Annotated in this window: 7 protein-coding genes; all 7 read right to left on the bottom strand. The window is 44.5% G+C overall.

What is annotated here, in order from left to right:
- Positions 1–947: cytochrome ubiquinol oxidase subunit I (locus ACW12G_RS00675; protein WP_455647050.1), on the bottom strand; the 947-nt coding region annotated here is incomplete at its 3' end.
- Between the two features lie 181 nt (positions 948–1,128).
- Positions 1,129–1,425 (bottom strand): DUF1292 domain-containing protein, encoded by a 297-nt coding sequence (locus ACW12G_RS00670; protein WP_029509018.1) that lies wholly within the window; start codon positions 1,423–1,425, stop codon positions 1,129–1,131.
- A gap of 138 nt (positions 1,426–1,563) precedes the next feature.
- Positions 1,564–1,995: a Holliday junction resolvase RuvX gene (gene ruvX, locus ACW12G_RS00665; protein WP_455647049.1), complete on the bottom strand. Its 432-nt coding sequence runs from the start codon at positions 1,993–1,995 to the stop codon at positions 1,564–1,566.
- Positions 1,995–2,246: an IreB family regulatory phosphoprotein gene (locus tag ACW12G_RS00660; protein ID WP_010002043.1), complete on the bottom strand. Its 252-nt coding sequence runs from the start codon at positions 2,244–2,246 to the stop codon at positions 1,995–1,997. Before ACW12G_RS00660 ends, ruvX begins: the two co-directional genes overlap by 1 nt.
- A gap of 129 nt (positions 2,247–2,375) precedes the next feature.
- Entirely contained in the window at positions 2,376–5,057 is a 2,682-nt protein-coding gene (gene alaS, locus ACW12G_RS00655; RefSeq protein WP_455647048.1) for an alanine--tRNA ligase, read from the bottom strand.
- 255 nt (positions 5,058–5,312) lie between these two features.
- Positions 5,313–6,647, bottom strand: a complete 1,335-nt coding sequence (locus ACW12G_RS00650; RefSeq protein WP_455647047.1) for an aspartate aminotransferase family protein — start codon at positions 6,645–6,647, stop codon at positions 5,313–5,315.
- Between the two features lie 61 nt (positions 6,648–6,708).
- The coding region (locus tag ACW12G_RS00645; RefSeq protein WP_455647046.1) for an APC family permease at positions 6,709–7,916 on the bottom strand (1,208 nt) is incomplete at its 5' end.

The following is a 7,916-nucleotide window of genomic DNA, read 5'->3' as shown; positions in this document are numbered from 1 at the left end:
CCACCCGTCAATGAGTGGTTACCCAAAATTGACAAAACATAAGGGATTTCAACGTTAGCAATCACTTCGTGTGTCTTGGGATTGGTTACTGAAATCAATGACCAAGGTTGTGCCTTATCCTTACGGTCAGCTGAATTGATGGTCTTATCAACACCTTCCATCGCTGCATACTTCATAGGTTGCATTGATTGCAAATCATAAGCGTGCTTATCACCTGAAATCAAGGCACCACCAATACCGATCAAACCAACGATTAAGGCAATGTTAATTGACTTACGGAAGAAGGGAATCTCACTGTCACCTTTTTTCAACTTCAATAATTTGAAAGCTGACATACCCGCAACCAAGAAACCAGCTGTGACCAATGTCCCAACAACCACGTGCGGGAATTCAACCCACAACTGCTTGTTAGCAAGTAACGCACTAAAGCTCTTTAATTCGGCACGTCCTATGTGATTGTCAATCGCATAACCAACTGGGTTTTGCATAAATGAGTTAGCCGCCAAAATCCAAAGCGACGACATCATTGACCCAATTGTTGTAATCCAAATGAACAAAACGTGGATACTTGGCTTAAAACGATCCCAAGTAAATACCCACAAGCCAATGAATGTTGATTCCGCAAAGAAGGCAACCAACGCTTCAATGGCTAACAATGAACCGAAAATATCCCCGACATAACGTGAATATTCAGACCAGTTCATACCAAATTGAAATTCTTGAATCAAGCCGGTAACAACCCCTACCGCAAAACTCAACAAGAAAATCTTACCCCAAAATTGCGCCATTTTCTTGTATGTTTCATCTTTTTTGATGACATACATCGTTTCCATGATTGACACCACGACACCTAGCCCGATTGACATCGGTACAAAGAAGAAGTGGAAAATCGTTGTCATTGCGAATTGAAAACGCGCAAGGTCAAGTATCCCTACTAATGTAACCATGTGTTCCTCCAAAATATAACTCGTCTCGCCAACACTAATGCGTACTTAAAGCAGTTATATCGTCTAATATTTGAGCGATCAAGCTGCTTGCTCACTCTTCTACATAATAGTTTATCACTCGATAAGCCATCAAATTGTTAAACTTTTGTAACAAAAAAAACGCCATCGCGTTTCTTCATGCTTATTCAAAATTTGAATCGTCTTCTAAGAAAGTATTGAGGACTTCTTCAACCATATCCCATTCTTTATCATCTTCGATTTGAATCAAATCTTCTTCCGTTGCATCCCCATTTTCATCTGGGTTGAAGATGTAAGCTTGGATGTCCACTTCTTCATCATCTTCCACGCCTTCTGGTACAAGCAAGATGTAGTCCTTGCCATATTCTTCAGAATGGAAAGTGAATAAGACTTCGTATAATGCTTCGTCGCCGTTTTCGTCGACAAGTGTGATCTTTTGAATATCTTCTTGGTTTGCCATAATAAATGCTTTGCGCGTATCGTGCGCTAACAACGTTATCGGTTGTCAGCACCATTTCTCCCACGCACTCCCTTCAATTTTTGTATCTCTATTATAACGTAAAAACAACGTTTCGCCTAGAAACGTTGTTTCGCGTCTTTACTTGGCTAATTTACCATTAGCATCTAAATAGTTTTGCAGAATAAATTCTGCCGCAATTTTGTCAATGACCTGCTTGCGCTTTTTACGTGAAATATCTGCTTCTTCAATCAACATGCGTTCAGCTTGTACCGTTGTTAAGCGTTCATCTTGAAAATCAGTTGGCAAACCAAATGTTTCTTCAACCATTTTGGCATAACGCCGGGCTGCTTCAGCACGTGGGCCTTCGGAATTATTCATGTTTTTAGGTAAACCTAAGACAATCCCTTTAACTTGCTTGGCCTTGATAATTTCACCCAATCGTTCGAGGCCAAATTCTGCCTCATCTTCGTTGATGCGAATGATTTCAACCCCTTGGGCTGTCCAACCCATGGGATCACTCACCGCAACACCAACTGTTCGACTACCGACATCTAATCCTAATATACGCATTATTTATTCAAATAGGCGTGCACAAGTTCTTCAATGATCTCGTCACGTTCGTGACGCTTGATCAAATTACGTGCATCATTCAAACGCGGAATATAAGCGGGATCGCCAGACATCAAATAACCGACAATTTGGTTAATTGGGTTATATCCTTTTTCTTCCAAAGCTTGGTAAACAATCTCTAGCGTTTCATGAATCGCCTTGGGCTGTTGATTGCCAAAGTCGAAAATTGCTGTTTCATCTCCTACTGTCATCGCACACGCTCCTTTCTTTAGTTGCTCACGCTGACGACTCAGTCTAGCGTGACTAATTGTCCTAAATCTATTTTACCTTATAAATATGACAACTATATCACAGAACCATAAGATTCTAAATAAGTGATGTTAGTTTTGTGCCAAAAAGTCAGCGACTGCTGCAAAGGCATCGGGAATACCAGCTGGATTCTTACCACCAGCTTGCGCCATGTCTGGGCGACCACCGCCACCGCCACCAACGCGTGGGGCAACGGCTTTAATCAAATCACCTGCTTTAATACCAGCTGCATTGGCTTCTGGTGAAGCCGCAACAATGAGGTTGACTTTACCATCAATGTCAGCTGCTAGCACTAACACTTCTGATGGGTAATTTGCTTTCCAATTATCAGCAACTTGACGTAAGCCATCCATGCCAGAAACTGGCAATTGCGCCACAATGTAAGTGTGGCCGTTGCTTGTTTGAACGTCGTTAAAGACTTCATCAGCGGCTGCATTCGCCAATTTCGCTTCAACTGATTCTAATGTCCGTTGTGTTGCCTTTAATTCGGCTTGCAAATCGGCTACCTTGTCAGGCGCATCCGTAATTTTTTGTGCTTTCACTTGGGCAGCAACAGCCTTTAAGGCGTTTTCTTCTGCCTTATATAGCGCAAGTGCGTCTAAGCCAGTAACGGCTTCAATACGGCGTACACCAGCCCCAATACCAGATTCTGACACAATCTTGAACAAGCCAAGTTCCGCCGTTGACTGCGCATGGGTACCACCATCAAATTCCTTGTTAAAGTCGCCAATCGATACGACCCGGACAACATCGCCGTACTTTTCGCCAAAGACTGCGACAGCCCCCATTTGTTGCGCTGTTTCAATATCAGTTTCCAGCCATGAAATCGGTGCATTTTTAGCGATTTCCGTATTCACCATCGCTTCAATCTGATCAAGATCGGCGGCAGATACTGGTCCTTCGTTGGTGAAATCAAAACGCAAATAGTCAGGTTCAACCAATGATCCTGCTTGGTGGACATCGCCACCAAGCACATTCCGCAAGGCTTGATCTAACATGTGGGTCGCCGTATGGTTCTTTGATACCGCAACATGGCGTGCCATATCTACCCGCAAATCAACGTTTTTCCCAAGCGTAATGTCAGCCAGCACATTAACAGTATGCACATGTTGGCCGTTTGGTGCCTTTTGGACATCAATCACTTCCGCCACAACGTCACCTTGCTTGTTCAAAACTGTCCCAAAGTCAGCAACTTGTCCACCCATTTCAGCGTAGAACGGTGTTTTATCAAAGACTAATTGGCGTTGTTCACCAGCGACTGCTTGATCAAGCAAAGCATCAATGCCATCGGCATCTTGACCAATAATGGCCACAACTTCAGCTGAATCAACCGCTGTTTCTGACCAACCAACATATTCAGAAGCAACTTTCAAATCGGTCAACACAGCATTTTGGACGCCCATTGACTTGTCATTTGAACGCGCTGCACGCGCACGGGCACGTTGTGCTTGTAAGGCTTCATTAAAGCCGTCCACGTCAACAGTTAAGCCAGCTTCGGCAGCTTGTTCTTGCGTCAATTCAAGTGGGAAGCCATACGTATCTGACAACTTAAAGGCATCTGCACCAGAAATTTGTGTTTTTCCGTCGGCCTTTGCCGCTGCAATCACATCGTCCAACAAAGCCAAACCACCAGTCAACGTTGCATTGAAGCGCTTTTCTTCAGCTGCAACCGTCTTTTGGATACGTGCCGCGTTTTCCAGCACTTCTGGATAATAGCTTTGCATAATTTCCCCAACAATTGGCACAAGTTGCGTCAAAAATTCGCCTTGAATGCCTAACTTTTGACCATGCAAAACCGCCCGACGGAGCAAGCGCCGAATGACATAACCACGGCCTTCGTTTGAAGGCATCGCCCCATCGCTAATGGCAAACGTAATGGCCCGGATATGGTCAGCAATCACTTTAAAACTGGTGTTACTATCAGAATCTTTTGTCCCATCATACTTAAAGTTTGGTGACAAAGCTTCTGTTGCACGAATAATTGGTAAGAATAGATCTGTGTCAAAGTTTGTCCGGCCATTTTGGAACACTGAAACGACACGTTCAAGCCCCATTCCCGTATCAATGTTCTTGTGTGGTAATTCTGGATACTGTGAATTATCCGTCATACCAGGCAAATGGTTAAATTGTGAGAAGACGATGTTCCAAATTTCCAAGTAACGTTCATTTTCACCACCTGGATACATTTCTGGATCATCATCTAGTAAATCTTGAAAGGCTGGGCCACGATCGAAAAAGATTTCTGAATCAGGTCCTGAAGGCCCTTCACCAATATCCCAGAAGTTGTCTTCAACTTCGTAAATATGACCAGCTGGCAAGTCCGTTTTTTCTTCCCAAATCTTCTTGGCTTCTTGGTCTTTTGGATAAACAGTCACATACAAACGTTCTTTATCCAAACCATACCATTCCGGGCTCGTCAACAATTCCCAAGCCCAAGGAATCACTTCTTCCTTGAAATAATCGCCAATTGAAAAGTTCCCCATCATTTCAAATAGTGTGTGGTGGCGAGCTGTCTTGCCAACATTTTCAATATCGTTGGTCCGAATGGCCTTTTGCGCATTCGTAATACGGGGATTTTCTGGTACGACAGTCCCATCAAAATACTTTTTTAATGTGGCCACACCCGAATTGATCCACAACAAAGTCGGATCATCTTGTGGAATCAAATTTTTTGAAGGGACAACTTCATGCCCTTTTGATGCAAAGAAATCCAAAAACATCTGACGGACTTCTGCTGACGTCAATTCTTTCATTGGTAATTCTCCTTGATTTGAAATATAAAAAGACCAGAACAAAGTGCGGACGCTTCACCGTGGTACCACCGCATTTTGTAATGATCTTCAATCTTTACCTTCATAAACTCATAACGCTGAGGCGCGGTAACCTTTCGATTACAATACGATCTGGGAGCGCAAAATTTGTGATGTGTGTTTTGCATTAACCAACACATTTCTGACTGGCATCGCGCAAATTTTGTATATCCAGATTTCTTTAGTTATTATAGCACATTACCACCCAATATGATGATCAGTTTCTGGTAAGTCGAGTTCATCGGCCATGAACGCCTCAAACGTTTGCGTTAATTTATCAAAAGCGGTTTGTAATTGTGCCCGCGTGATGACAAGCGGTGGCTGAAAGCGTAGCACATTACCACGCAAACTAATCATAATCACGCCTAATTGAAATAAACGATAGATAATCTTAGTGGTGCCCGCAACGTCAGCCTGCCCATCAGCGGTCACGATCTCAATCCCACCATTTAACCCATATAGCCGTACATCGCCAATAAACGGATACTTTTGTGCAGCCTGCTCGAAAAATTCACGGGCGATAGCCCCCAATTCTGCGGAACGCGCAACCAGATTTTCTGTGTCTAATACATCAAGTGTCGCCAAGGCAGCTGCAGCAGTGACCGGATTACCAGCCGTCGTATAAACATTTGCCGGTGCGGCCAAACTGGCCATAATCTCCCGACGACCAACAACGGCACTTAACGGCAAACCACTGGCCAGTGATTTACCCATACTTAACAAATCCGGCGCAATCCCAAAGTGATCAATCGACCACATTTTTCCGGTGCGCCCTAGGCCCTGATTGACTTCATCCACCGCAAAAACAATCCCATGTTCCCGCGTGAATTGATACACCAACTCCATATATGCTTGTGGTGCTTTGATGATACCACCATCGCCTTGAATCGGTTCAATAATGACCATAGCCACTTCATCGGCTGGCAAATAAGTCTCAAAAGGTAACTTAAACGCTTGAAATAAACGCTGCGAGAATTGCGCATCCGTTTCACCAGCTAATCGTTGTGACGGATCAGGATAAGGGACTTTCACAACGTCTGGCAAGAGTGGGCCCATTTTCCGTGTCATATTCAGACTAACCCCCGAAATAGACATGGCGCCGTAAGTCGACCCATGATAGGCACCTGTAAAACTCACAATATAGGATCGGCCCGTGTAGGCGCGCGCTAATTTGATCATGGCATCATTAGCATCGGAACCCGAATTGCCAAACAGGGCTTGTTTTTCAAATGTCCCTGGCGTAAGCGCTGTCAAGCGTTGCACCAGTTGTGCCGTAGTTGTATTGGCAAAATACGCTGGTGTGTATTGAATCAGCTTTTGGGCCTGTTGTGTAATCGCGGTCACAACTTTGGGATGAGCATGACCGACATTGGTGGCACTCGCACTGGCCAACAAGTCAATGTAATCCCGACCATCCGCATCCGTCACAATAGCGCCCTGCCCATGATCAATGACCAGGTCAAAATAATTTACCCGTGATACCGCTGCCAAATGTTGTTGTTCCGCAGCTAAAATTTCTTGATTGTTTGACATGGTCCACCCTTTTTTCTGACAATAAAAGCCCTGGTTAACCAGGGCTTGAAGGTAAAACAACTTATTTTGACAAATTACTATGACGCGCCCCATAGACCGCATAGATAATCAAACCGATCACAAACCAACCAAAGGCATAGAGTTTCGCTTGGTTGTCCAAATTAAAGAAAATGAAGCCTGAACCCAAGGCTGCCAAAGCTGGCAAAACTGGGTAAAATGGCATCTTGAAGCCTGGTTCTTGGATATCTTTTCCTTCACGTGGTCGCAAAGCATAGATCCCAAATGACACAATAATAAAGGCAATCAACGTCCCAGCTGAGATCAAGCCAGCAAGTTCTGTAAAGCTAAAGACTGAACCGACTAAGATAGCGATAATTGACAAAGCCAACAACGCATTGTTTGGCAGACCCTTACCATTCACATCCCCAAGGAAGCTTGGCAATAAGCCATCACGACCAAAGGCGTACAACAAACGTGAACCGGCCAACATCATGCCAATAATGGCAGTAAACATCCCAACCAAAGCCACAACAGACAACAAGTTAGACGTAAAGCCGTGACCTGATTGAAGCAAAGCCCAAGCCGCAGGTGCTGCGTTGTTTTCATACTTTGAGTAATGGAACATACCGACCAGCACCAAGGCAACCGTCACAAACAAAATCGTAGCGACCACCAATGAGCCAATGATACCCCGAGGCATTGTGCGCTTAGGGTCCTTAGCTTCTGCTGAGTTGGCCGCAATTGAATCAAACCCAATATAAGCTAAGAAGATTTGTGAGGCACCGGCCACAATGCCTTGCCAACCACCAAACGTTGTGCCTGGCTTATTTTCTGGAATAAATGGGACATAGTTACCAGGATGGATAGCTGTCAAACCAACCCCAATGAAAATCAAAATGACTAAGACTTTTCCAATCACTAAGATATTTTCCACACGTGCGGTAGAATTTGTCCCACGCCATAGCAACACGGTGACGATTAACACGGCAAACAAAGCCGAAATGTCAATCACACCCCCGTTACCGGCAGCAAACGAGCCGGCTAATGCAGGCGGCAAAACGAGATTGTGTGACGCTAGGAACAACTTAAAGTTAGCTGACCAACCTGAGGCCACAAACGCCACGGCAATAAAGTACTCAGCCAGCAAGGCCCAGCCGGCAATCCAGCCAAACACTTCACCAAAGACAACGTTCGCCCATGAATAAGCAGAACCGGCAAATGGTAATGCGGACGCAAATTCGGCATACGCAAAGGCTGCAAGTCCTGACA

Source organism: Leuconostoc sp. (assembly GCF_965300815.1).
Note: the sequence above shows the minus strand (reverse complement) of the source record. Positions and strands in the feature narration are given on the sequence as shown.